The organism is Anaerococcus murdochii, assembly GCF_019957155.1.
Taxonomy (GTDB): Bacteria; Bacillota; Clostridia; order Tissierellales; family Peptoniphilaceae; genus Anaerococcus; species Anaerococcus murdochii.
This window is the reverse complement of sequence record NZ_JAIPME010000002.1, coordinates 1,461,413-1,484,556: the sequence shown is the minus strand read 5'-3', so window position 1 is coordinate 1,484,556 and position 23,144 is coordinate 1,461,413. Positions and strand designations below refer to the sequence as shown.

Genomic DNA, 23,144 nt, shown 5'->3' with positions numbered 1-23,144 from the left:
TACTATAATTTCTTAACTTTTTTTGCTTGTGGGCCTCTTGGGGCATCTATTTTTTCAAATTCTACATTATCTCCAGTATCTAGCCTCTTAAATTCTTCCTCAGAAATAATATCTGAAAAATGGACGAAGAGGTCTTCTCCGCCCCATTTTATGAAGCCAAATCCTTTTTTATTATCAAAAAATTTAACTACACCTATACTCATTTTGCCGCCTTTCTTGCTGAAAATAGGACTCTCAAAGTTTCCTCATTTACATCGTCAAGTGTATCCTCGTCAAAAATCCTTATATCAGTAAAACCAATCTTTTCAAGCAAAGTTTTTACATAGTCAATCCCGTAAATCCTTTCTTGTTGGTATTCTTCTATTCTCCTGTATGTTCCGTCTGGATTTTCTACGAAAAAGTTTAGATTCATATCAATTAGGTCATCTTCCATATAATTATCCCAAGTATAGAAAATATCCTCATACTCGTAGACATAACATTCTGACCCAAAAATTTCTCGCATTTTCATTTCTGAATTTATATCAAAAACCAAAAGCGAATCGTCCTTGAGGTTGTTATAGGAGTTTCTAAATAACTTCTCAAGGTCAGCTGGATTTGTGACGTAATTTACACTATCCAAAAGGATTACTATTAGATCGTAAAAGTCTTTTTTCTCGTATTCTACCATGTCATAATAGATGAGATTTACCTTGTCATTGTCGTATTTTTCTGCAAAACAGTTTAGCATATCTGTTGAAATATCAAGGGCGTCTATCCTATCAAAGTCATCGAAAAAATATTGGGTGAGCATGCCTGAGCCACAAGCGAGCTCAAGCATATTCTCATTTCCAATTTTATAATCTTTGGCCAAATCCTTGATATTTTGAGCATAGTAGTCGTAATCTATATCAAAACTTAATTTATCATAGATATAGGAAAACTCTCCGTACATTACTTATCCTTTATTTCTTCAAGGCTGGCCTTTGTTTTTTCTAAAAGATCCTTATAGTCTGCTAGTTTTTCTTTTTCTTTATTTACTACAGCCTCTGGAGCCTTGTCTGTAAAGCCCTTGTTTGAAAGCTTGCCTTCTGCCCTTTTGATTTCAGATTCGATTTTCTTAATCTCGCCTCTTAGACGTTCTCTTTCTTTTTCATAGTCCATCAATTCATCTAGGGACATATAAACTGAAAATTCGTTAAAGACAAGTTTTACAAGACCGTCATCAGAAATATTAGCTTGAGACTTTTCTAAAACTTCTACTTCGCTTGCACTAGCAAGGTTGATAAATTGGGCCTTGATTTGTTCAAGTAAGTCTTTATTTTTATCATTTTCTGCTACTATAGTTAATTTTTGCTTAGTCTTTGCAGGTACATTTAGGCTTGCTCTTTGGTTTCTGATTGCAGTTATTGCCTTGATCACAGAATTTACGTTTTTCTCTTCTTCAGTGAAGTTAAATTCTTCCTTAATCTCTGGCCATTCTTCAACAATTAGCATGTCCTTTTTGTTTGGAAGGGAAGAATAAATTTCTTCTGTTATAAATGGCATAAATGGATGAAGGAGGATTAGCATTGATTTTAGAACGTAAAGAAGAACTTTCTTTACATTAGCTTTTGCTTCTTCATCATCACCATAAAGTCTAATCTTAGCAAATTCTATATACCAGTCACAATATTCGTTCCAAATAAAGTCCTCTATCCTATCAGCTGCCAGACCTATTTCGTATTTATCAAGGTTTTTGGATACGTCTTCTATAACTTGGTTAAGCCTTTTTAGAATCCATTCATCTTCGAGTGTAAGATTTTTGCCATCAAAGTCCAAATCATCAGACTCATCTATATTCATAAGGACAAATCTTGATGCATTCCACAACTTATTTGCAAAGTTTCTAGATGCAAGGAGCCTATCTTCGTCATATCTCATGTCGTTTCCTGGAGAATTGCCTGTAATTAGGGTAAACCTAAGGGCGTCTGCTCCGTATTTATCAACTACGTCTATTGGGTCAACACCATTACCAAGTGATTTACTCATTTTTCTGCCTTGGCTATCTCTGATTAGACCTGTAAATAAAACGTGGGAGAACGGAACTTTTCCAGTTGTATATAAAGAAGCAAATACCATTCTTATTACCCAGAAAAAGATTATGTCATAGCCAGTTATTAAAATATCTGTTGGGAAGAAATAATCAAATTCTTCGTTTTCTTCTGGCCAACCTAGGGTTGCGAAAGGCCAAAGAGCTGATGAGAACCAAGTATCGAGAGTATCTTCTTCTTGGGTTACTTTTTTGCCTTCTAGCATGCCATTTTCATCTGGTTCGTCTTCTGAAACTATGATTTCCCCGTCTTCTGTATAGAAAACTGGTAGTCTGTGACCCCACCAAAGCTGACGGGAAATTGTCCAGTCTCTGATATTTTCAAGCCAGTTCATATAGGTTTTTGATAGGTTTTCTGGAATAAGAGTAAGTTCGCCTGAATTGTAGGCATCTATACACATCTTAGCAAAGCCATCCATCTTAACAAACCATTGCTTAGAAATAAGTGGCTCGATTACAACATCAGTTCTCTCAGAATAGCCAACTGCGTGGTCGATTTCTTCGATTTTTACAAGTAATCCTTGCTCTTCAAGATCAGCTAGCATTGCTTTTCTAGCTTCATACCTATCCATACCAGAATATCTTCCATAGCCATCTACAATGTGGGCCTTAGTGTCAAGAACAACACATTGGCCAAGGTCGTGGCGGGCGCCAACTTCAAAGTCGTTAGGGTCGTGGGATGGGGTTATTTTTACACAACCTGTACCATATTCCATATCTACATAATCGTCAGCAATTATTGGAATTTTCCTACCTACAAGTGGAAGAATTAAATTTTTGCCTATCTTATCTTTAAATCTTGTATCTTCTGGATTTACTGCCACAGCCAAATCGCCTAGCATGGTTTCTGGACGGGTTGTAGCGATGGTTATAAAATCATCAGAATCTTCATAATGGTATTTGATATACCAAAGCTTGCCTTTTTGGTCTTTGTGGTAAACTTCTGCATCTGAAATAGCAGTTTCAGCCATTGGATCCCAGTTTACAATCCTGTTGCCCCTATAAATCAAACCGTCATCGTACATTTTTTTGAAAACTCTTTTAACAGCACAAGTTAAGTTTTCATCCATGGTGAAGGAATCGTGATCCCAGTCGCAAGAAACACCTATTGTCCTTAGTTGTCTTTTGATTGTGCCGCCGTATTCGTGGGTCCAATCCCAAGCTTCCTTAAGGAAACCATCCCTGCCGAGGTCCGCCTTGGTTTTTCCTTCTTTGGCAATCTTCCCAACTACCTTTGCTTCTGTAGAAATAGAAGCATGGTCAGTGCCTGGTATCCAAAGGGCTTCAAAACCAGCTAGCCTCTTATACCTAATAATAATATCTTGCAAAGTGTTATTTAGGGCGTGGCCTAAGTGGAGTTGGCCTGTAACATTTGGTGGTGGCATAACAATTGTAAATGGTTTTTTGTCAGGATTTACTCCTGCCTTAAAATAGCCGCCTTCTTCCCATTCTTTGTAGATTTTTTTCTCAAAATCCTGTGGACTATATTTTGTATCCATATTTTCTCCTCTCAATTAAAAAAATGGCAACGCATTCTAGGACGAATTATCGCGTTACCACCTAAATTTCTTATAAAAAGACTCTCTTTGCATTTATGCATGCTACATTAACATATATGAAAGCAACCTTCACCTATTTATTCCAAAGATTTTCACCAACCATCTTCTCTCTAAAGGACTTCCTAGGCTAATCCTCTTTCATTGTTAGTATTAAACTGTTGGGATTATTATATTAATAAATCCCCAAAAGTCAATGTTTTTTATCTTTGTTATCTTAATGTCAATCTCTTACATGATATTGATTTCCTTTTTCTAATAAATATGAAAAATATTGATAAAAAGCCTATGATTATCATAAGATTTTCTATTAATTAAGGATATTTATAAATTTTTGATGAAAATATTTTCATTATTTTAATTTTTTTGGTATAATAGCTATAGAGTCTTGGTGTAGGAGAAATTATGAAATTAATAGTATATATAATCTCAGATGGTAGCTCTATTGGCCTAATAGATATAGTAAAAGAAACTATGAGCCACTTTAATCAACCCTATGAAATAAAGATTTTTGATAGGATTATTAATAGAGAAAACTTAACTAAGCTACTAACATCAATTACAGATTCAAATTCTTCGATAATTTACCACTCATTTAGAGATTCTAAAATGAAGGCCTATGTCAAAAACTACCTAGCTAGTAGAAACCTTAGGGAAATTGGTCTAATAGATTATTCTGTAAGGGAAATGAATGAGTTTTTGGAAAATCTTCCACAAAATAAGAAAAACAAAAATTCCTTAGACCCAGTCCACCAGAGGAGGCTAGCAGCCCTTGATTTTGCCATTGATTTTGACGATGGACAAGATTTTAGGGGACTCGCATATTGTGACATAGCAATAATTGGAGTTTCAAGATCTTCTAAGACTCCCCTATCCATGTATCTTGCGAGTATGGGATATAAGGTAAGCAACATTCCAATCCTTGTAGACTCAAAGGTCCCACAAGAATTATTTGAAATAGATCCAAATAAGATCTTTGGCCTTACAATCGATAAGGATGTCCTAAAAAAAATCAGGGAAGAAAGACTCAAGTCTTTGGGCTTATCTGTAGATTCTCTTTATTCGTCAAAGGAAAGAATAGGCAAGGAAATCGATTATGCACTTGAGCTTATGAATGACTTGGACTGCACAATCATTGATGTGACTTACAGGTCTATAGAAGAAACTTCAGAAATTATCACAAGCAAATTAAATAAAATATAGAAAGGGAAAAAATTATGAGCACAAAATACGTTTACAATTTCGATGAAGGTAACAAAACAATGAGAGACCTTCTAGGCGGCAAGGGTGCAAACCTAGCAGAAATGACAAATATGGGAATCAATGTACCATATGGTTTTTCTGTAACAACTGAGGCATGTATTAGATATTACAAAGAAGACAAAAAACTTTGGGATGCCTTAAATGAAGAAATCACAAACCACATCAAAGACCTTGAAAAACACAATGGCAAGACCTTTGGTAACAACGAAGACCCACTTCTAGTATCAGTTAGATCAGGCGCTCCTATTTCAATGCCAGGTATGATGGATACAATCTTAAACCTTGGTCTTAACGATATAGCTGTTAAAGGCCTTGAAAATAAGACAAACAACAAGAGATTTGCCTATGATTCTTACAGAAGATTTATCCAAATGTTTGCTGACGTTGCTATGGGCCTTGACAAAAACAAATTTGAAGAAGTCCTAACAGCTAAAAAAGAGGAAAAAGGCGTAAAAACAGACCACGACCTAGTAGCAGAAGACTTTGTTGACGTTGTTGAAAAATATAAGGTAGTTTACAAAGAACTTGCTGGAGAAGAATTCCCACAAGATCCTAGAAAACAACTTGACCTTGCTATTTCAGCAGTATTTTCTTCATGGAATAACCCAAGAGCTATCCTATATAGAAAGTTAAACGATATTGATGATAAAATGGGTACAGCTGTAAACGTTCAAACCATGGTATTTGGTAACATGGGAGAAACTTCTGGTACTGGTGTTGCTTTCTCAAGAAACCCAGCAACTGGTGAAAACGTACTTTACGGTGAATACCTAATGAACGCTCAAGGTGAAGACGTAGTAGCAGGTGTTCGTACACCAGAACCAATCAGCCACCTTCACGAATTAATGCCTGAAGTTTATGATGAATTTTATAATACAGCACAAACTCTTGAAAAACACTACAAAGACATGCAAGATATGGAATTTACTATCCAAGAGGGCAAGCTTTACCTACTTCAAACTAGAAATGGTAAGAGAACTGCCCAAGCAGCTGTCCAAGTAGCAGTAGATATGGTAGAAGAAGGATTAGTTGACGAAAAAGAAGCCCTATTAAGAGTCAACCCACAAGATCTTGACGGACTTCTCCACCCAACCTTCACTCAAGAAGCTGTTAAAAAAGCCCAAGCTTTAACAAAGGGTCTTGCCGCATCTCCAGGAGCAGCTGTTGGTAAGATTGCTTTCTCAGCACCTGAAGCAGCTAGAAGAGCAAAAGACGGCGAAACAGTTATCCTTGTTCGTGAAGAAACAAGCCCAGAAGACCTTGAAGGTATGGTATCAGCAGTTGGTATCCTTACTGCAAGAGGCGGTATGACTTCCCACGCAGCAGTAGTTGCAAGAGGTATGGGTAAGTGCTGTGTATCTGGTGCCCAAGATATCCACGTTAACGAACTTGAACATACATTAAGAGTAGGCGATGTTGTCCTAACTAGCGAAGATACAATCTCAATTGACGGTTCAACTGGTGAAATCTTTGCAGGTGCCCTTGCTACCCAACCACCACAAATGCACGGTGCTTTTGGTAAATTCATGCAATGGGTTGATGAGTATAGGGATATGAAAGTTAGAACAAACGCTGATACACCAAGAGATGCTAAACAAGCCCTAGAATTTGGTGCTGAAGGTATTGGTCTATGTAGGACAGAGCACATGTTCTTTGCAGATGACAGGATTTTCCAAGTTAGAAAGATGATCCTTGCTGCTGACGTTGAAACAAGACAAGCTGCCCTTGATAAGATTCTTCCAATGCAAGAAGAAGACTTCTATCAAATTTATAAATTAATGGAAGAAAGACCAGTAACTGTAAGACTTCTTGACCCACCACTTCACGAATTCCTACCAAAGGGAGAAAAAGAAATAGCTGACCTTGCCCTAGAATTAAAAATCCAACCAGCAAGAGTTCACGAAAGAATTTCAGAACTTCAAGAAGTAAACCCAATGTTAGGTTTCAGAGGTCTAAGACTAGGCGTTATCTATCCAGAAATCTCTAGAATGCAAGCAAGAGCAATCATGCAAGCTGCTATTAGACTAAATAAAGAAGGCGTAAATGTAGTTCCAGAAATCATGATTCCACTATCTTCAGATGTTCACGAACTTGCCTATGTAAAAGATATAGTTGTAAAAGAAATCGAAAAAGTCTTTGAAGAACAAGGCATGGAAATCAAATACCTACTTGGTACCATGATTGAAATTCCAAGAGCTGCTATCACTGCCGATGAAATCGCACAAATCACAGACTTCTTCAGCTTTGGTACAAACGACTTGACACAAATGACCTTCGGTCTATCAAGAGATGACGCAGGTAAATTCCTACCAGCATACATCGAAAAAGACATCCTAGAAAAGGATCCTTTCCAAGTTCTAGACCAAAAAGGTGTTGGTTTCTTAGTAGAAACAGCTGTTGAAAAAGGTAGAAAATCTAATCCTGCCCTCCACCTAGGTATCTGTGGTGAGCACGGTGGAGAACCAAACACTGTTAAATACCTATACAACGTAGGTCTTGACTATGTATCTTGTTCACCATTTAGAATTCCAATCGCTAAACTTGCAGCAGCCCAAGCAGCAATTGAAAAAAATAAATAAGATTAAAACTAATCTCCGACTAGGAAAAATCCTAGTCGGAGATTTTTTCGCCTAAAATTTGCAATTTTTATATATTTGGGATAAAATCTTCAAATAATCTTAAAGGAGATTTTATGGAAAAAATAAAAAGCATCAAGGGCATAAACGGTGCCCAATTAAAATATATAGCCTTCGCTTCAATGTTTATAGACCATTTCAACAAGGCAATCATAACACCATTTTTAACAGGAACTGGCCCTATGGTCATTATTACAACAATCTTTGACATCTTGGGAAGGATTGCCTTTCCAATCTTTGCCTTTATGGTTGTGGAAGGTTTTTTCAAAACAAAATCACGCTGGTCATATTTAAGGAATCTTTTGATTTTTGCGGTAATTTCTGAAATTCCTTACGATATGTTCCAGTCGGCTGAATTTGTAAATACCTGGTCACAAAATATTCTCTGGGGCCTCGCCCTTGGACTATTTACAATCATGGTAATTGATAAATTAAAAGATTACATTAAAAAAAGACCCCTATGGATTTTTGTTTCTATCTTAATAGTTGTCCTTTCAAGCCTAGGCTCCATGCTCATTTCATCTGACTATGAGTACTATGCCATTATAATAATTTACCTATACTATCTTTTCTATGACAAAAGACATCTGGCATCAGGACTTTCCTACCTTGTGATAATTAAGGAAATATACGCCATCCTGGGTTTTGCAACTGTACTTTTCTATAACGGAGAAAAGGGCAAACAAAATAAAATATTTAACTACCTATTTTATCCAGTACATTTGCTAATATTCGGAATAATAAGAATGGTCTTTAAAATCTAAAATACAGCTTAATTTTAAGCTGCCTTTTTATTTTGCAATTTTTTTCTATGAGATTTTATTAATGAAATGGAATTTATAAGAATTGAAAGAGCCACACAAATCCAAAGGGCCTTAGATATGGTTGGTATGGTATCCATTATGCCGCTCCAATCCTCTCTAACAACTCTTCCTGCCCCATCGGCGTAAAAAGCGCAGACGGTAAGGCTTGTGATAGATAAAGACAAAAATCTAAAAAGATCAGATAGGTTTTTGAAATTCATTATATTTAAAAGGGCGGTAATTATTGCACCCGCCCCAAAAATAAGCCACATTAGAAAGCTTCCTTTTTTATATATTTCTTAACTATGATTCCAAAATATATTGACATCAAGATAGCTACAACTCCTGCAAGAGCTCTTTTTGTCATTCCCACAGCCGGGATAAAAATCGCTATGGCAAATAGTGAAAGAATCGCTATTGTATAGATAGATAAGACAATGTCTCTTGTTGCCATTTTCACTGTAGTTGAATTTTTATCTTCAAAAGATTTTCTCAACACAAAATAGAAAAATCTCATAAAAACTATAATAAGTAATAAATAAAGTGCTTTTCCTAGAATTTCCATATTTTATCCTTTCTTATAAAATCTATACTTTACCTAATATAAAATCCCACACCATCAAAATATTTAAGAAAAAAACAGTGGATTTGACCACTGCTATTTCTCATCATCGCTTATATTTAATTCCAAAACTAGGGCCGATAGATCTTTATTATCTTTAAATTGAGACCTAAAATCTGGATTTCCTATGCCTATAAATGAAAATTCATTTGAATCAACAAGGAAGGCTGCAAATACAGGGAAAGGCTTATTTTCCTTAAGTAATCCGCCTTCTGTCCATTCCGAAACCTTGAATTCCCCATTTGTAAAAACTTGATTTTCATAATCAAATTTAGTAACTTGGGAAATTTTCTTGTCTGAAATCTCATAAACGTTGACTTGGTTTGAAGAAAGTTCAAAACCTAGTTTTTCCCCTTCTTCCAAATCTGGAAGGCTAATTTCAAAAATTTTATTTTCTTCTCCATTGTCAAAACTTGTGAGTTTCAGTTTAAGATTTGAGTCTTTGCCGCCCTTAATGGAATAAACTCCAGTTCCAAAATCGACAATATTGCCACCATCATATTTATCCATGAGATCAAGGTCAAAATCTTCTTTTACAAGTCCCACTTCCCCAGGACTTTGGCTTTCGATTTTGCATGCCCCTAGGATTATTATGAGCAATAGACTTAATAGTATATTTTTCTTTTTCATTTCAATCTCCTTAGTGCCTTGGAATTAAATCAGCATATAAAAATTACTCTGCCTCCTTATCCAAAATAAGTTCATAGGCCAATATTTTAAGGTCCTTATCTTCATCAGTCATTTTTTTAAGGTCTTCTTTTGTGATATTTTTTATATCAATATCCTTATCATCTTTAGACATGCCAACAAAGAGGATGGTTGACTCCTTATCTTTTATATCAGCTTGGTCTAGCCAATAAGTCTTGTTAAAATAGTCCTTGTCCATAGCGGCATCTGACTTATAAGTTGAATTATAATTTACTTTATCTCCTTCTATCCTAAAGTCTGTATAGGAATTTTCATTAAAACCAATACCAAGCAAAGAATTTTCTTTAGCATCAATTAAAGGTCCATCTACAAAGTTAGAAACTTCCCCGTCTTTTATAGTAAATAAGTTCATTTCTAGTTTTTCTGTATCAAGTCCTTTTAGGGAATAAGTATTATAGGCAAGGTCTAAATTCTTTTCTTTGCTAAAATACTCTTCCACATCCACATTTGTCTTAGCCTCACTTATTTTTACACCTTCTTCTAGATTGGCTTCCTTATTACAGCCTGTAATAGCAAGGGCTAGGGCACAAATTAACAAAAACTTTTTCATCTTATCCTCCTTTATCTTGTTACTTATATAATACCCAAAAAAAGGATTTCCTAAATAAATTTCACAAAAAAAGCGGCCGAAGCCGCTTGTAAACTTTTATAGAATTATTAATAAGAAGATAAGCAAAAGTACCATCCATACCTTGGCACCCATGGGCAAGATTTTAACTTCCTTTTCCCAATCTGTGCTCTTATACATTTTTTGATCCTCTATATATGAACTCGTAAGGTACAAGGATTTTATATAATAAGCTAAATTTTCCTTAAATTTAATGATTTTGTCTTTCAACTTGCTTTCCTTCTTATATTTTCTAGAATAAGTTTATTATATTATCATTTTCGTCAACATCAATGTCTAGGGCGTTTGGATGTTTTGGTAGGCCTGGCATAGTTAGGACCTTGTTAAGGTAGGCAACTATAAACCTTGATCCAGTCTTGATTTTAATATCAGAAACTGTAATTTCAAAGCCTTGAGGTCTACCCTTAATTTTGCCATCATCTGTTAGGGATGCTGGGGTTTTAGCCATACATACTGGGAAATTCCTGTAGCCCAGTTGGTCGATTTTATCAAGGACCGCCCTTGCTTCATCTGTAAAGTTAACCTTGCCTGCACCGTAGATTTCCTTGGCGATGGTGTTGATTTTCTCTTCTGTTGATAGGTCATCTTTGTAAAGAAGTTTCATTTCTTCCTTATTATTTTCAACTAAATTCACAAGTTTATTAGCAAGGTCAATCGCACCGTCACCGCCTTTTGCCCATACTTGGGTTAGGGAAAATTCAACGTCAAAGTCCCTTGCCCAGTCTTCCATAAATTTGATTTCAGCATCTGTATCTGTCACAAATTCATTGAGGGCAACTATTACAGGAAGATTGTATTTTCTCATGTTTTCTACGTGCTTTTCAAGGTTTTTAACCCCTTCTTTTAGGGCATCAAGATTTTCTTCGGTGAGCTTACTTTCATCAACCCCGCCGTGAAGTTTAAGGGCCTTGATTGTTGCAACTACAACAGCTGCCTTTGGTCTTAGACCTGAAACCCTACATTTGATGTCTAAGAATTTCTCAGCACCTAGATCTGCACCAAAACCTGCTTCTGTGATTACATAATCGGAGTATTTAAGGGCTGTTTTTGTTGCAATAACAGAGTTACAGCCGTGGGCAATATTGGCAAATGGGCCGCCGTGGATGATTGCTGGGTTGTTTTCCAAAGATTGAACAAGGTTTGGATTCATGGCATCTTTAAGGATGGCCACAACTACACCTTCAACGCCCATATCTTTTGCAAAAATAGGTTTGTCATCTTGGTTATAGCCTACCATGATATCGCCAATCCTAGACCTTAGGTCTTCTAGATCTTCTGCAAGGCATAAAATAGCCATGATTTCACTTGCAACTGTGATGTCAAAAGAGGAATCTCTCTCGTCCTTGCCATTAGCGTTGATTTTTATCCTTCTAAGGGCCCTTTCGTTCATGTCCATGACATAGTTAAACAAAACTTCCTTAAAACCAAGTTCGTTTCCTTGGAAGATATGGTTATTAATTAGGGCCATAATCGCATTGTGGGCAGATGTGATGGCGTGAAAGTCCCCATTAAAATGTAGATTTATCTCATCCATTGGCACAACTTGGGCGAAGCCTCCGCCTGTTGCCCCACCTTTTCTACCAAGAACTGGTCCAAAAGATGGTTCCCTAAGTGCAACTGTAGATTTTTTGCCAATTTTATTTAAACCATCAGATAGGCCTACAGTAACAGTTGATTTTCCTTCCCCAGATGAGGTTGGGTTTATAGATGTGACTAAAACAAGATTTTCAGATAAATTATCAAAATTTTCTCTTTTTATCTTTGCCTTGTAGTCACCATATTTTATTAATTTATCGGCTGAAATGCCAATCTTTGCTGCAACGTCTTCTATTTTTTCTTTCTTTGCTTGTAAAGATATTTCGTAATCAGTCTTCATTTTCCCTCACTTTAATGATAAATGTCCGATGTCTTTTCTATAGAAAAGATTGTCACACTTGATTTTTTCAACGTCCCTATAGGCGGCTTCTCTCGCTTCTGCCAAAGTTTCTCCTTCGGCACACACGATTAAAACCCTGCCGCCATTTGTAAGAATCTTTCCGTCACTTTCCTTTGTACCCATATGGAAAACTTTTGAATCAAGGCCGTCAAGACCTGTAATTTCAAAACCTTTCTCATAGGATTCTGGATAACCCTTTGATGCAAGGACAACTCCTATATAGGCCCTATCCTTCCACTTAATTTCCATTTCCCTACCGTCTAGGACTGCCTGAGCCAAGTCGTAAAGGGAAGTTTCCATAGACAAGAGGATAATTTCTGTCTCAGGGTCACCAAAACGGACGTTGTATTCTATAGTTTTTATTCCATCCTTGGTTTTCATAAGGCCTGCAAATAAGATTCCCTTAAATGGGCGGCCTTCCTTAATCATATCCTTAGCTGTTGGTTTTAGGACCTTTTCTAAGGCTTCTTCAATATCTGCGTCAGTGATGTGCTTAATTGGCATATAAACGCCCATGCCTCCAGTATTTAGGCCTTGGTCGTTGTCATAGGCCCTCTTGTGGTCTTGGACAACCTTCATAGGCATAACTATTTCGCCTGACACAAAGGCTAGGAGGGAAAATTCTTCTCCCTCAAGAAATTCTTCTATAACAACAGATGCACCAGCTTCTGCAAATTTCTGATCAACCATAATCTCTTTGAGGGCTTCTCTTCCCTCTTCGAGATCTTGGGCAATAATTACACCCTTACCTGCAGCTATTCCATCAGCTTTGATTACCAAAGGAAACTCAGATTTTTCAACATAAGCTAGAGCTTTTTCGTAATCTGTAAAAGTCTCATAGGATGCTGTTGGTATGTCATATTTTTTCATCAAATCTTTGGCAAAAGCCTTTGAGCCTTCAAGGATGGCAGCGGCCTTATTTGGGCCAAAGACCCTAATATTTTCTTTTTCTAAAAGGTCTACGATTCCGTCAACCAAAAAGGCTTCTGGACCTACAAAAACCAGGTCAATTGCATTTTCCTTGCAAAAAGCTGGAAGCTCTCCGACCTCGCAAGTGATGCATGTTCCAAACTGGGCCACGCCAGGATTTTCTCCCAGCATAAATATTTCGTGGCCTTCCCTATATAATTTATCAGAAATGGCATGCTCCCTGCCGCCATTTCCTACTACTAATACCCTTGCCATATTAATGTTTAAAGTGGCGCATACCAGTAAATACCATGGCTATGCCGTTTTCGTTACAAGCTTCGATTGATTCTTGGTCTCTTATTGATCCACCTGGTTGGATGATGGCCTTGATGTCGTGTCCCGCTGCCTCATCAACGCTATCCCTGAATGGGAAGAAAGCATCTGATGCAAGGACTGCGCCCTTTGCCTTATCGCCTGCTTGTTTAAAGGCAATTTCAGCTGCACCTACCCTATTCATTTGACCAGCACCCACACCTACAGTTTGGCCGTCCTTGGCAAGTAAGATTGCATTTGATTTGACGTGTTTTACAATCTTGTAGGCAAATTCTAGGTCCTTTAGGTCTTCTTTGCTGACCTTTGTATCTGTAACTGTTTCTAGTTTTTCAAAAACCTTGTCATCGTAATCTTGGACTAGGATTCCGCCTCTTACAGATTTTATTAATTTTGGATTTTTATTAGTTTTCTTTGGAATCTTATAAATTCTAACGTTTTTCTTCTTTTCTAGGATTTCTAGGGCTTCGTCTTCGTAGTCATAGGCAAGAATTATTTCAAGGAAAATTTCGTGCATTTTTTCTGCAGTTTTCTTATCAATTGTGCCGTTAATAGCAACAATTCCACCAAAAATAGAAACAGGATCTGCTTCAAAAGCCCTAGTCCATGCCTCATAAACAGTCTTTCCTGTGGCAACCCCGCATGGGTTCATGTGTTTAAGGCCAACACAAACTGTCTCGTCAAATTCTTGCAAAATATCAAGGGCAGCTGAGGCGTCTTGGATATTGTTGTAAGACATTTTCTTGCCATGTAATTGGACACAATCTTGAAGGGCATAGGAAACTTCCTCGTCTGAAACGTAGAAGGCCGCTTTTTGGTGAGGATTTTCTCCATACCTTAGTTCGTCTTCTAATCTAAATGTTAAATTCAAAGTTTCTTCACTTCCATTTATTTTATTAAAATAAGAAGCGATTAGAGAATCGTATTGGGCTGTTTTGCTAAAAACTTTGCCTGCAAGCCTTTGTCTTGTTTCTAGGCTTGTCTCTCCCTTTTCTTCTAATTCCTTAAGAATAGTTTCATAGTCATTTTTATCTGTGACAACTGTTACAAATTTATAATTTTTTGCAGCAGATCTTAGCATAGAAGGACCACCGATGTCGATGTTTTCAATTATTTCATCATGGCTTACCCCAACTTTAGCAAGGGTTTCTGCGAAAGGATAAAGATTAACGCAAATTAGGTCTATATAGCCTATCTCATTGGCCTTAAGCTCTTCAATATGGCTATCATTATCTCTTTTTGAAAGAAGACCACCATGAACTTTTGGATGAAGGGTCTTTACCCTACCTTCTAAAATTTCTGGAAATCCTGTGTAGTCTTCTATGGAAATGCAATCAACTCCATTTTCCCTAAGGTGGTTTAAAGTCCCACCTGTAGAAATTATTTCAAAACCATTTGCCACAAGACCTTTGGCAAAATCTGCAACACCAGCCTTATCGCTCACACTTATCAATGCTCTTTTCATTTTTCCCCCTTTAAGATTTCTGCTCCTGTCTTTATGTAAAGCCTATGCTCTAGGTCATGAACCTGACTTTCTATCTCATCTAGACTCTTTGTATAATCAACCTTAAACTTATCTTGCGCGAGGATTTCTCCGCCGTCGATTTCTTCGTTTACGTAATGGATTGTAACTCCGATATATTCCTCTCCCGCTTCGTAAGCCCTTTTGATTGACTCTATGCCCTTATATTTTGGAAGGAGGGAAGGATGTATATTAACCACCTTGCCCTTAAATTTTTCTAGAAAATCTTTAGATAAAATCCTCATATAACCTGCTAGGAAAATATAATCTAGGTCTTTTACCTTTTCTAAGATTTCTTTTTCGTAGGCTGCCTTATTGTCATAGTCTTTTGGATTAAAGACAAAGGTCTTAATATTTTTATCCTCAGCTTTTTTTATAACCTTGGCTCCAGGCTTGTCGCAAACCATGATTTCAATGTCTGCCAGTTTTTTTATCTCATCTGAACTTGCCAAAGCATCGAAGTTTGTGCCTGTCCCAGAGGCAAATATTCCTATTTTTTTCATAGAAGGACGATTCCTTCCTGATCTGTGACTTCTCCTAGGATAAAGGCGTCGTCGATTAGGTCAAGGACTTTTTCCTTGTCAGCATCATCAACAATTACTGCAAGGCCTACTCCCATATTAAAGACTTGGTACATCTCGTCGTGATCGATTTTGCCTTCTTCTTCAATAAACTTGAAAATTTCTGGAACCTCATAAGAATCCCTGTAAATTTTCATGCCCAGACCTTTTTTGAGGGCTCTTGGTAGGTTTTCTATAAAGCCACCACCTGTGATGTGGGAAATGCCAGCAATCTTTACATTTTCTAATAAAGTTTTTACTTCCTCAGCGTAGATCCTTGTAGGTCTTAATAGGGCCTCGCCAATGGTTTCCCCGTTAAATTCGTCATTTAAGCTTATATTTTCATCCTTTAGGACCTTTCTAATTAGTGAAAATCCATTTGAATGAAAACCAGTAGATGGAATACCAATTACCGCTTGGCCAGGCTTTGTGTTTTCTGGATTTATTAAATCTTCCTTTTCGGCAGCTCCAACAGCAAAACCTGCTATGTCGTATTCGCCTTCCTTATAAAAACCTGGCATTTCAGCAGTTTCCCCGCCTACTAAAGCTGCCCCCGCCTGCCTACAACCATCAGCCACACCCTTTACAATAGCTTCGATTTGGGCTGGGTCGTTTTTGCCACAGGCAATGTAGTCTAGGAAGAAAAGTGGAATTGCGCCTTGGGCAAGGATGTCATTAACACACATGGCAACAGCGTCGATGCCGATTGTGTCGTGCTTATCCATGTCAAAAGCAAGCTTAAGCTTGGTTCCAACCCCGTCTGTCCCGCTAACAAGAACTGGATTTTTAAAACCGTAGGCAGAAAGGTCAAAGGCTCCGCCAAAAGATCCAATCATATCCATCATGCCCTTGTTTTTTGTGGATTCGACGTGTTTTTTTATTCTCTCAACTGATTCATAACCGGCATTTAGGCTAACACCTGCCGCCTTGTATTTCTCGCTCATTTACTCCCCTTTGCTAAAAATTCTTTTTGTATATCTGTAAGTTCCGCCTTAAATTCTTCTTCGTAATTTCCTAAGCCTTCGACATAGTCGCCTGTGAAAATATCTAGGGAAATTCCCTTATTTGGACTGTCAAAGTCAAAGCCAACCGCTTCCTTAAGGCCTTCAACACTTATAAATTCCAAACTATCTGCACCGATCAAATCCCTTACTTCGTCTTTTGTAAGGTTGGCAGCGATTAGTTCCTTGGAGGTTTTCATATCAATTCCAGAAAAAGATGGGAAGATTATCTCTGGTGAACCTATCCTTAAGTGAACTTCGCTTGCTCCTGCCTTTTTAAGCATGGAAATGATTCTCTTTGAGGTAGTGCCTCTTACGATTGAGTCATCAAGTAGGATTACCCTCTTATTTCTCACAACATCAGAAAGAGCTGATAATTTCATCTTTACTGCAATATCCCTAAGATTTTGGGAAGGCTCGATAAAGGTCCTTCCTATGTATTGGTTTTTGATAAGGCCCATCTCGTATGGAAGGCCGATTTCTTCCGCATAACCTGTTGCAAGAGATAATGAAGAATTTGGTACACCGACAACTATGTCAGCTTCCACAGGATATTCTCTCGCCAAAACCCTACCGGTATTTTTCCTTACTATGTGGACGTTTTTGCCAAGGATGGTTGAGTCAGGCCTTGCAAAATAAATAAATTCCATGGATTCGATGGCTATATTTGACGCTTCTGTGAAGCTTCCTATTTCGTAACCTTCATCGTCAATTTTTATAATTTCACCAGCAGAAATATCCTTTAGAAAGTCTGCTCCAATAACATTTAGGGCACAAGACTCCGAAGCGATTGTGTAAGAATCTCCGAGTTTTCCAAGGACTAGAGGCCTTGTTGCGTGTCTATCAACGGCACCATATAAGGCATCTTGGGTTAGAAGCATTACAGAAAATGATCCCTTAAGCTTGTTTAAAGCTTCCTTAAATCTTTCTTCGATACTTTCTTTTCTGGACCTTCTAATTAGGTGCATGATGATTTCTGCATGGCTTTCTGAGTGGAAAACTGCTCCCTCATCTTCAAGCTCGGCTCTTAACCATTTGGCGTTATTTAAATTTCCGTTCATGGCAATTCCTAGGTGGCCGTCGTTAAATTTATACAAAAGTGGTTCTATATTTTGAACGTTGGTAGAATTGCCGCTTGAGTACCAAAGGGCACCCAAGGCAGCTGATCCATCGATTTTTTCTAGTTTTCCATTATCCTTAAAAACATCTGCTAAGAGACCAACATTTCTGTATCCCCTAAGTCTAGTTCTTTCTGTTGAGACAATTCCTGCACCTTGTTGGCCCCTGTGTTGAAGGGCGTGAAGGGCATAAAAGGCAACACTTGGAGCCTTTTCTATATTCCAAATTCCAAACATCCTTACTCCTTATAAAAAATCTATCTAGTAAAATATTTCACACCATTTTTAAATATGTCTTGCCTATCCTTTAGGGTATTGGTTTTGTAAAGGGTCTTGTAAGACCTTTCTGAATGGCCCATCTTTCCTAATATTAGACCATCTTCACTCACCATTCCCTCTATGGCTAGGGCTGATCCATTTGGATTGTATTTGCCGTTTAAGGTCGCATCCCCATCGGCGTCTACATATTGGAAGGCTGCAAGGTGTTTGAATTTCTCTATATTATTTCCAACGAGTCTTCCTTCTCCGTGGCTAAATACAAGTTCATGAAGGTCACCAATTTCAAATCCTTGGGTCCATGGTGACTTGGTAGATGCCACTCTAGTAATAGCTGTATCTGATATATGCCTAAAACCAACATTCCTAAAGAGGCTTAGGTCGTTTTCGTCAAGGTCTGTGATCTTTCCATAAGGTAAAAGTCCAGATTTTATAAGGGCTTGGAAGCCGTTACAAATACCAAGGATTAGCTTTTTGTCAGCAAGGTGGGCGTGAATTGCATCTTTTACCTTGTCATTTTTTAGGATATTTACTATAAATTTCGCTGACCCATCTGGCTCATCACCTGCAGAAAATCCACCAGGGAAGGCTATGATGTGGGAAGATTTAATTTCCTTAACAAAGGCATCGATTGATTTTTCAATATCGTCTTCCTTTGTATTTGTAAAGACAACTTGAGTTACAGATGCGCCTGCCTCTTCAAAGGCCTTTTGGGTATCGTATTCTGAGTTAGTGCCAGGAAATACTGGAATTACTACCTTAACCTCATCAACTTTTTCCTTGTAATAGACAGCTTCAGTTTTTTCTGATACGAGATTTTCAACCTTACCATCATTTTTGTTGTAGTAGGTTGGATAGATTTCCTCTAAGGTTGACATGTAGGATTTTTCAGCATCATCAAGGTCGATTTTAATTCCATTTATAGAAATTTCTTCGCTCACCCTACCAATTTCCTTAAAGTCTAAATCACAATTAGATTCTACGACGATTGAGCAAGGATTGAAATCAAGGGCCTTGTCATAATCAATAGTAAATCCTAATTTATTTCCTAAAGACATCTTGATTAAGGATGAAGTGACTGATCCAAAATCTTGGACATAAGCGGAAACGACCTTTTTATCCTTGATATAAGAATTTAATTTCTCAAAGTCTGCCATGGCCTTAGCTAGGTTTGGATAGGCCTTTTCGTCTTTTTCTATTTCTATTATATATAATTTATTACCGACTTTTTTAAGGTCTGGTGTAATTACGTCTTCGATTTTTACTGGTGTACATGCAAAGGAAATCAAGGTTTCAACTACATTTAGGTCGTTAAAAGATCCTGACATTGAGTCTTTTCCACCTATAGAAGGTCTACCAATTTCCCTTTGGGCTATGATTGAACCAAGCATTGCCTGGCTTACCTTGCCCCATTTTTCTGGGTCATCTAAGAGTTTTTCAAAATATTCTTGGAAGGAGAAGTACAAATCTTCCTTATTTCCACCAACCGCATAAACTTTTGCCACAGATTCTAATACTGCGTAAATGCTTGATAGGAATGGAGAATATTTTGAAATCTTTGGTATAAAACCGTAGGCCAATATGGTCGCTGTATCTGGTGTTGAATAAAGTGTCGGAATGGCTGCAACTGAGGCTTGGACTGGAGTTATCCTTTCCTTGCCTGAAAATGGCATCATTACTGTTTGGGCACCTACTGTTGAGTCAAACATTGAAACCATACCCTTTTGGTTGGTCACATTTAAATCTTTTAGCTCATCTAGGATTGCTTCCTTAGTGACTTCTTTTTTGACAAAAGGATTTTCCCTTACATTATCAACCAAATCTGCCTGGGCGTGTTTTCTGACACCTGCTGTTGCTAAAAATTCTGCGCTAAAGTCTACAATTTTTGCGTCTTCGTAGTACATTTCTAGGCGGTTTCTGTCGGTTATGTTTGCAACGTGAACGTATTCGAGATTTTCTTTCTCACACTCTTTTACAAAGGCCTCGTAGTCTTTTTTATCTATACCTACTGCCATTCTTTCCTGAGATTCAGAAATAGCTATTTCAGTTGGATTAAGTCCCTTATACTTGGTTTTAACCCTGTCAAGGAAGATTTCAATACCTTCTGAAAGCTCGCCTATGGCTACAGATACACCACCAGCACCGAAGTCGTTTGATTTTTTGACAAGTCTTGTGACTTCTGGTTTTCTAAAGAGTCTTTGGATTTTTCTCTCTTCGACTGGGTTTCCCTTTTGAACCTGACTTGAAGCTGTAGTTAGGGATGAGTCATCGTGGATTACAGATGATCCTGACGCTCCTTGGATGCCGTCACGACCAGTTCTGCCGCCAATCATGACAACTATATCACCAGGAACAAGCTCTTCTCTCTTGTAATCACCGTCTTTAACAGCTCCTACAACTGCCCCAACTTCCATGGTTTTTGCAACATAAGAAGGGTCGTAGATTTCTCTAACAAAGGTAGTCGCAAGGCCAATTTGGTTACCATAAGAAGAATTTCCTAAGGCCTTACCCTTTGAAATTTCAACTTGTGGTAGCTTGTTGGCAAGGGTTTCTTCTCTTTTTTCTAGGATATTGCCCGCACCTGACACCCTCATAGCTTGGTAAACATAGGACCTTCCTGAAAGTGGATCTCTGATGGCACCGCCTATACAGGTTGAAGCACCGCCAAATGGCTCGATTTCTGAAGGGTGGTTGTGGGTTTCGTTTTTAAATTGGATAAGCCACCTTTCCTTCTTGCCCTTATTTTCAATTTCTGTAAAGAAGGAACAAGCGTTAATTTCTTCAGAAACTTCAATATTGGTATCGCCCAAAACCTTGGTGTGGTATTTGCCAAAGATTGATGCCATATCCATAAGCCTAATTGCCTTTGTAATTCCAAGTTCTTCCCTTAATTTCAAATAATAATCAAAGGCGTCTTGCATTTCCTTTTGGAAAAGTTTTGAGCTGATTTTTACCTCATCAAGGCTTGTTTCAAAGGTTGTGTGCCTGCAGTGGTCAGACCAAAATACATCTAGGACGTAGATTTCAGTTTCACTTGGATCCCTTTCTTCTTTTTTGTAATGGTCTTGGATAAATTCTAAATCTTCTAAATCTAGGGCTAGAGAAAGGTCTTTAATAAGTCCTTCTAATTCTTCTTTTCCATAATTCCTAAAACCTCTTAAATCTTTTAGAGGTTTCATCTGTGAATCTATGGCAAAGTCCATTTTACCAAGGTCTTTTTCGCTTGATTCGATTGGGTTTATAAGGTATTTTTTAATTTCTTTTAGTTTTTCCTCTGAAACTTCCCCGTCTAAAACAACAAGTTTGCCTGCCCTTACCAAGACATCTACCTTATCGTCAATTAACTTTAGGGCCTGCATTGCAGAGTCTGACCTTTGGTCATATTGGGCTGGGAGGGTTTCGTAGGCTATGTATGTTCTGCCAGATAAATCAAGTTCTTCAAAAACCTGGTCTGTCATTATTTCTGAAAAAACTCTAGTTTTTGATTTTTCATAAAGGTCATCGCTTATGTTATAAAGGTCGTAGATTACATAAGTCTTAAGGTCTTTTAAGTCTAGATCAAAGTCCCTATTAAAAAGATTTTTTAAATTTTCACTTTCCCTGTCATAGGCTGGTCTTTTTTGTACAAATATTCTTTTATTCAAAGTCATCCTCCAAATATACGCTTCCTAAAAAGTTCATGTGTCCGATTTTCCTGTTGTGGCGAGCTTCCTTTTCGTATAAGTGAAGGTAGCCTTGTTTCTTGGTGATTAGGTTTATAAAATATTCTTCGTTTTGGCCTAGGATATTATATAAAGTCGCTTCCCTGTTTTCGATTTTTCCTACCTTAAGTCCGCAAATACCTTCTATGTGGGCCCTAAATTGGGATTTGGTCGCTGATTCTTGGGTAATATGGCCAGAATTGTGCACTCTTGGGGCAATCTCATTGAAAATTACCTCTCCATTTGATATGAAATACTCAACTGTAAGAACTCCATAATAGTCATTGTCGGCTAGGATTCTTTTTGTATAATCGATAGCCTTAGCTTCTTGGTCCTCTGTAATTCTTGCTGGAATATTTGACCTATAGAGAATGTTGTTTCTGTGTTCATTTTCAACCACAGCCACAATCTCGATTCCCTCGATATCCTTAACAGCAACTACAGAAATCTCCTTATCAAGGTTGATTAATTCTTCAAGGATAGTATCTTTTTCAACTTCCTCATTTGAAGAAATAATTTTTTGCCCCTTGCCGTCATAGCCAAACCTGGTGGTTTTCATGACATACTTGCCGTTAATATCGTAATCGTCAATGTTTGCATCAAAGTATTTTACAGTTGGAATCCCAAGTGATTTGGCATATTCCTTCTCTCTTAGCCTGTGCTGACTAATTTCCAAAAGCCTTGAAGATTGGACGAAATTGTACTTATTTTCAAGTTTCTTATAGGACTCTATATCTATATTTTCAAACTCAAAAGTCACTACATCACTCATTTTGCAAAGTTTTTCGATATTTTCGTATACATTAAAAGCACTATGGATAAAATAATCTGCAAATTTTCTTGCGCAGGCGTCTTCACCCGGATCTAGAATTGCTACTTTATAGCCCATTTCCTTTGCGCTCATAGCGAGCATCCTTCCAAGTTGGCCGCCACCGATTATACCGATAGTGCTTTTGGGTAATATAGTCTTGATCATATTTTCATATCTTCCTTTACTATATTTTCTAATTCAATTTTAAAATCCCTGTACTTTTCTGCTAATTTTTCGTCGTTTATAGCAAGAATTGCAAGGGCAGTAATAGCAGCGTTTTTTGCACCTGCCTCTCCTATAGCCATGGTTGCAACAGGCACACCATATGGCATTTGCACAATAGAAAGAAGCGAGTCAACGCCGTTTAGGGTTGATGATTTAATTGGGACACCAATCACAGGTAGAGTAGTTGACGCAGCAACCATACCTGGCAAATGTGCAGCACCACCAGCCGCAGCAATAATAAGGCTGTAGCCGTTTTTCCTAGCATTTTTCGCAAAGTCAACCATTAACTCAGGTGTCCTATGCGCACTAACAACCCTCTTATCGTAGTCTATGCCAAACTTATCAAGTACAGCACAGCACTCTTTCATAGTCTTGTAGTCAGATTTTGAACCCATTATGACAGCTATTTTTGACATTTTAACTCCTTAACTTTTCTTCTACAAAATTAGTATATCTATTTTATTATTT

The 23,144-nt window shown here is 37.6% G+C and carries 19 protein-coding genes; 3 read left to right on the top strand and 16 right to left on the bottom strand.

Annotated features, from left to right (window positions below; genetic code table 11):
• Window positions 1-2 precede the first annotated feature (2 nt).
• From K8P03_RS07510 to K8P03_RS07500, 3 genes are read right to left on the bottom strand one after another with little or no spacing between them, the layout of a single operon-like run.
• Window positions 3-203: a cold-shock protein gene (locus K8P03_RS07510; protein WP_223419994.1), complete on the bottom strand. Its 201-nt coding sequence runs from the start codon at window positions 201-203 to the stop codon at window positions 3-5.
• Entirely contained in the window at window positions 200-934 is a 735-nt protein-coding gene (locus tag K8P03_RS07505) for a class I SAM-dependent DNA methyltransferase (protein ID WP_223419992.1), read from the bottom strand. The genes K8P03_RS07510 and K8P03_RS07505 overlap by 4 nt, the downstream gene beginning before the upstream one ends.
• Window positions 934-3,570, bottom strand: a complete 2,637-nt coding sequence (locus tag K8P03_RS07500) for a valine--tRNA ligase (protein WP_223419989.1) — start codon at window positions 3,568-3,570, stop codon at window positions 934-936. Before K8P03_RS07500 ends, K8P03_RS07505 begins: the two co-directional genes overlap by 1 nt.
• Window positions 3,571-4,032: 462 nt before the next feature.
• On the opposite strand from K8P03_RS07500, the gene K8P03_RS07495 reads away from it, so the two are divergent.
• The 3 genes from K8P03_RS07495 to K8P03_RS07485 all read left to right on the top strand — a co-directional run bounded on the left by K8P03_RS07495 (window position 4,033) and on the right by K8P03_RS07485 (window position 8,290).
• Entirely contained in the window at window positions 4,033-4,830 is a 798-nt protein-coding gene (locus tag K8P03_RS07495) for a pyruvate, water dikinase regulatory protein (protein ID WP_223419987.1), read from the top strand.
• A gap of 14 nt (window positions 4,831-4,844) precedes the next feature.
• A complete protein-coding gene (gene ppdK / locus K8P03_RS07490; RefSeq protein WP_223419985.1) occupies window positions 4,845-7,469 on the top strand; it encodes a pyruvate, phosphate dikinase in 2,625 nt (874 codons plus the stop codon).
• 113 nt (window positions 7,470-7,582) lie between these two features.
• A complete protein-coding gene (locus K8P03_RS07485) occupies window positions 7,583-8,290 on the top strand; it encodes a TraX family protein (RefSeq protein WP_223419983.1) in 708 nt (235 codons plus the stop codon).
• Window positions 8,291-8,304: 14 nt separating this feature from the next.
• Here K8P03_RS07485 and K8P03_RS07480 read toward each other — a convergent pair whose 3' ends face one another.
• The 13 genes from K8P03_RS07480 to purE all read right to left on the bottom strand — a co-directional run bounded on the left by K8P03_RS07480 (window position 8,305) and on the right by purE (window position 23,092).
• Window positions 8,305-8,601 carry a hypothetical protein gene (locus K8P03_RS07480; RefSeq protein WP_223419980.1) on the bottom strand — a complete coding sequence of 99 codons (297 nt, stop codon included), beginning with the start codon at window positions 8,599-8,601 and terminating at the stop codon, window positions 8,305-8,307.
• A complete protein-coding gene (locus K8P03_RS07475; protein WP_223419978.1) occupies window positions 8,601-8,894 on the bottom strand; it encodes a hypothetical protein in 294 nt (97 codons plus the stop codon). The genes K8P03_RS07480 and K8P03_RS07475 overlap by 1 nt, the downstream gene beginning before the upstream one ends.
• Window positions 8,895-8,987: 93 nt before the next feature.
• The gene (locus tag K8P03_RS07470; protein ID WP_223419976.1) at window positions 8,988-9,581 is read right to left on the bottom strand and encodes a hypothetical protein; all 594 of its coding nucleotides are present in this window, start codon (window positions 9,579-9,581) and stop codon (window positions 8,988-8,990) included.
• A gap of 43 nt (window positions 9,582-9,624) precedes the next feature.
• Complete coding sequence (locus K8P03_RS07465) at window positions 9,625-10,209, bottom strand: hypothetical protein (RefSeq protein ID WP_223419974.1); 585 nt, start codon at window positions 10,207-10,209, stop codon at window positions 9,625-9,627.
• A gap of 310 nt (window positions 10,210-10,519) precedes the next feature.
• A complete protein-coding gene (locus K8P03_RS07460) occupies window positions 10,520-12,163 on the bottom strand; it encodes a formate--tetrahydrofolate ligase (RefSeq protein ID WP_223419972.1) in 1,644 nt (547 codons plus the stop codon).
• A gap of 6 nt (window positions 12,164-12,169) precedes the next feature.
• Window positions 12,170-13,408 carry a phosphoribosylamine--glycine ligase gene (purD, locus tag K8P03_RS07455; protein WP_223419970.1) on the bottom strand — a complete coding sequence of 413 codons (1,239 nt, stop codon included), beginning with the start codon at window positions 13,406-13,408 and terminating at the stop codon, window positions 12,170-12,172.
• A gap of 1 nt (window position 13,409) precedes the next feature.
• Window positions 13,410-14,927 (bottom strand): bifunctional phosphoribosylaminoimidazolecarboxamide formyltransferase/IMP cyclohydrolase, encoded by a 1,518-nt coding sequence (gene purH / locus K8P03_RS07450; RefSeq protein WP_223419968.1) that lies wholly within the window; start codon window positions 14,925-14,927, stop codon window positions 13,410-13,412.
• Window positions 14,924-15,487: a phosphoribosylglycinamide formyltransferase gene (purN, locus tag K8P03_RS07445; RefSeq protein ID WP_223419966.1), complete on the bottom strand. Its 564-nt coding sequence runs from the start codon at window positions 15,485-15,487 to the stop codon at window positions 14,924-14,926. Before purN ends, purH begins: the two co-directional genes overlap by 4 nt.
• Window positions 15,484-16,488, bottom strand: a complete 1,005-nt coding sequence (gene purM, locus K8P03_RS07440; RefSeq protein ID WP_223419963.1) for a phosphoribosylformylglycinamidine cyclo-ligase — start codon at window positions 16,486-16,488, stop codon at window positions 15,484-15,486. Before purM ends, purN begins: the two co-directional genes overlap by 4 nt.
• Window positions 16,485-17,900, bottom strand: a complete 1,416-nt coding sequence (gene purF / locus K8P03_RS07435) for an amidophosphoribosyltransferase (RefSeq protein ID WP_223419961.1) — start codon at window positions 17,898-17,900, stop codon at window positions 16,485-16,487. Before purF ends, purM begins: the two co-directional genes overlap by 4 nt.
• Window positions 17,901-17,920: 20 nt before the next feature.
• On the bottom strand, window positions 17,921-21,589 hold the full coding sequence (locus tag K8P03_RS07430; protein ID WP_223419959.1) for a phosphoribosylformylglycinamidine synthase: 3,669 nt from the start codon (window positions 21,587-21,589) through the stop codon (window positions 17,921-17,923).
• Complete coding sequence (locus K8P03_RS07425; RefSeq protein WP_223419957.1) at window positions 21,576-22,616, bottom strand: 5-(carboxyamino)imidazole ribonucleotide synthase; 1,041 nt, start codon at window positions 22,614-22,616, stop codon at window positions 21,576-21,578. The genes K8P03_RS07430 and K8P03_RS07425 overlap by 14 nt, the downstream gene beginning before the upstream one ends.
• Window positions 22,613-23,092, bottom strand: coding sequence for a 5-(carboxyamino)imidazole ribonucleotide mutase (purE, locus tag K8P03_RS07420; protein ID WP_223419954.1), 480 nt, complete (start codon window positions 23,090-23,092; stop codon window positions 22,613-22,615). The genes K8P03_RS07425 and purE overlap by 4 nt, the downstream gene beginning before the upstream one ends.
• Window positions 23,093-23,144 lie beyond the last annotated feature (52 nt).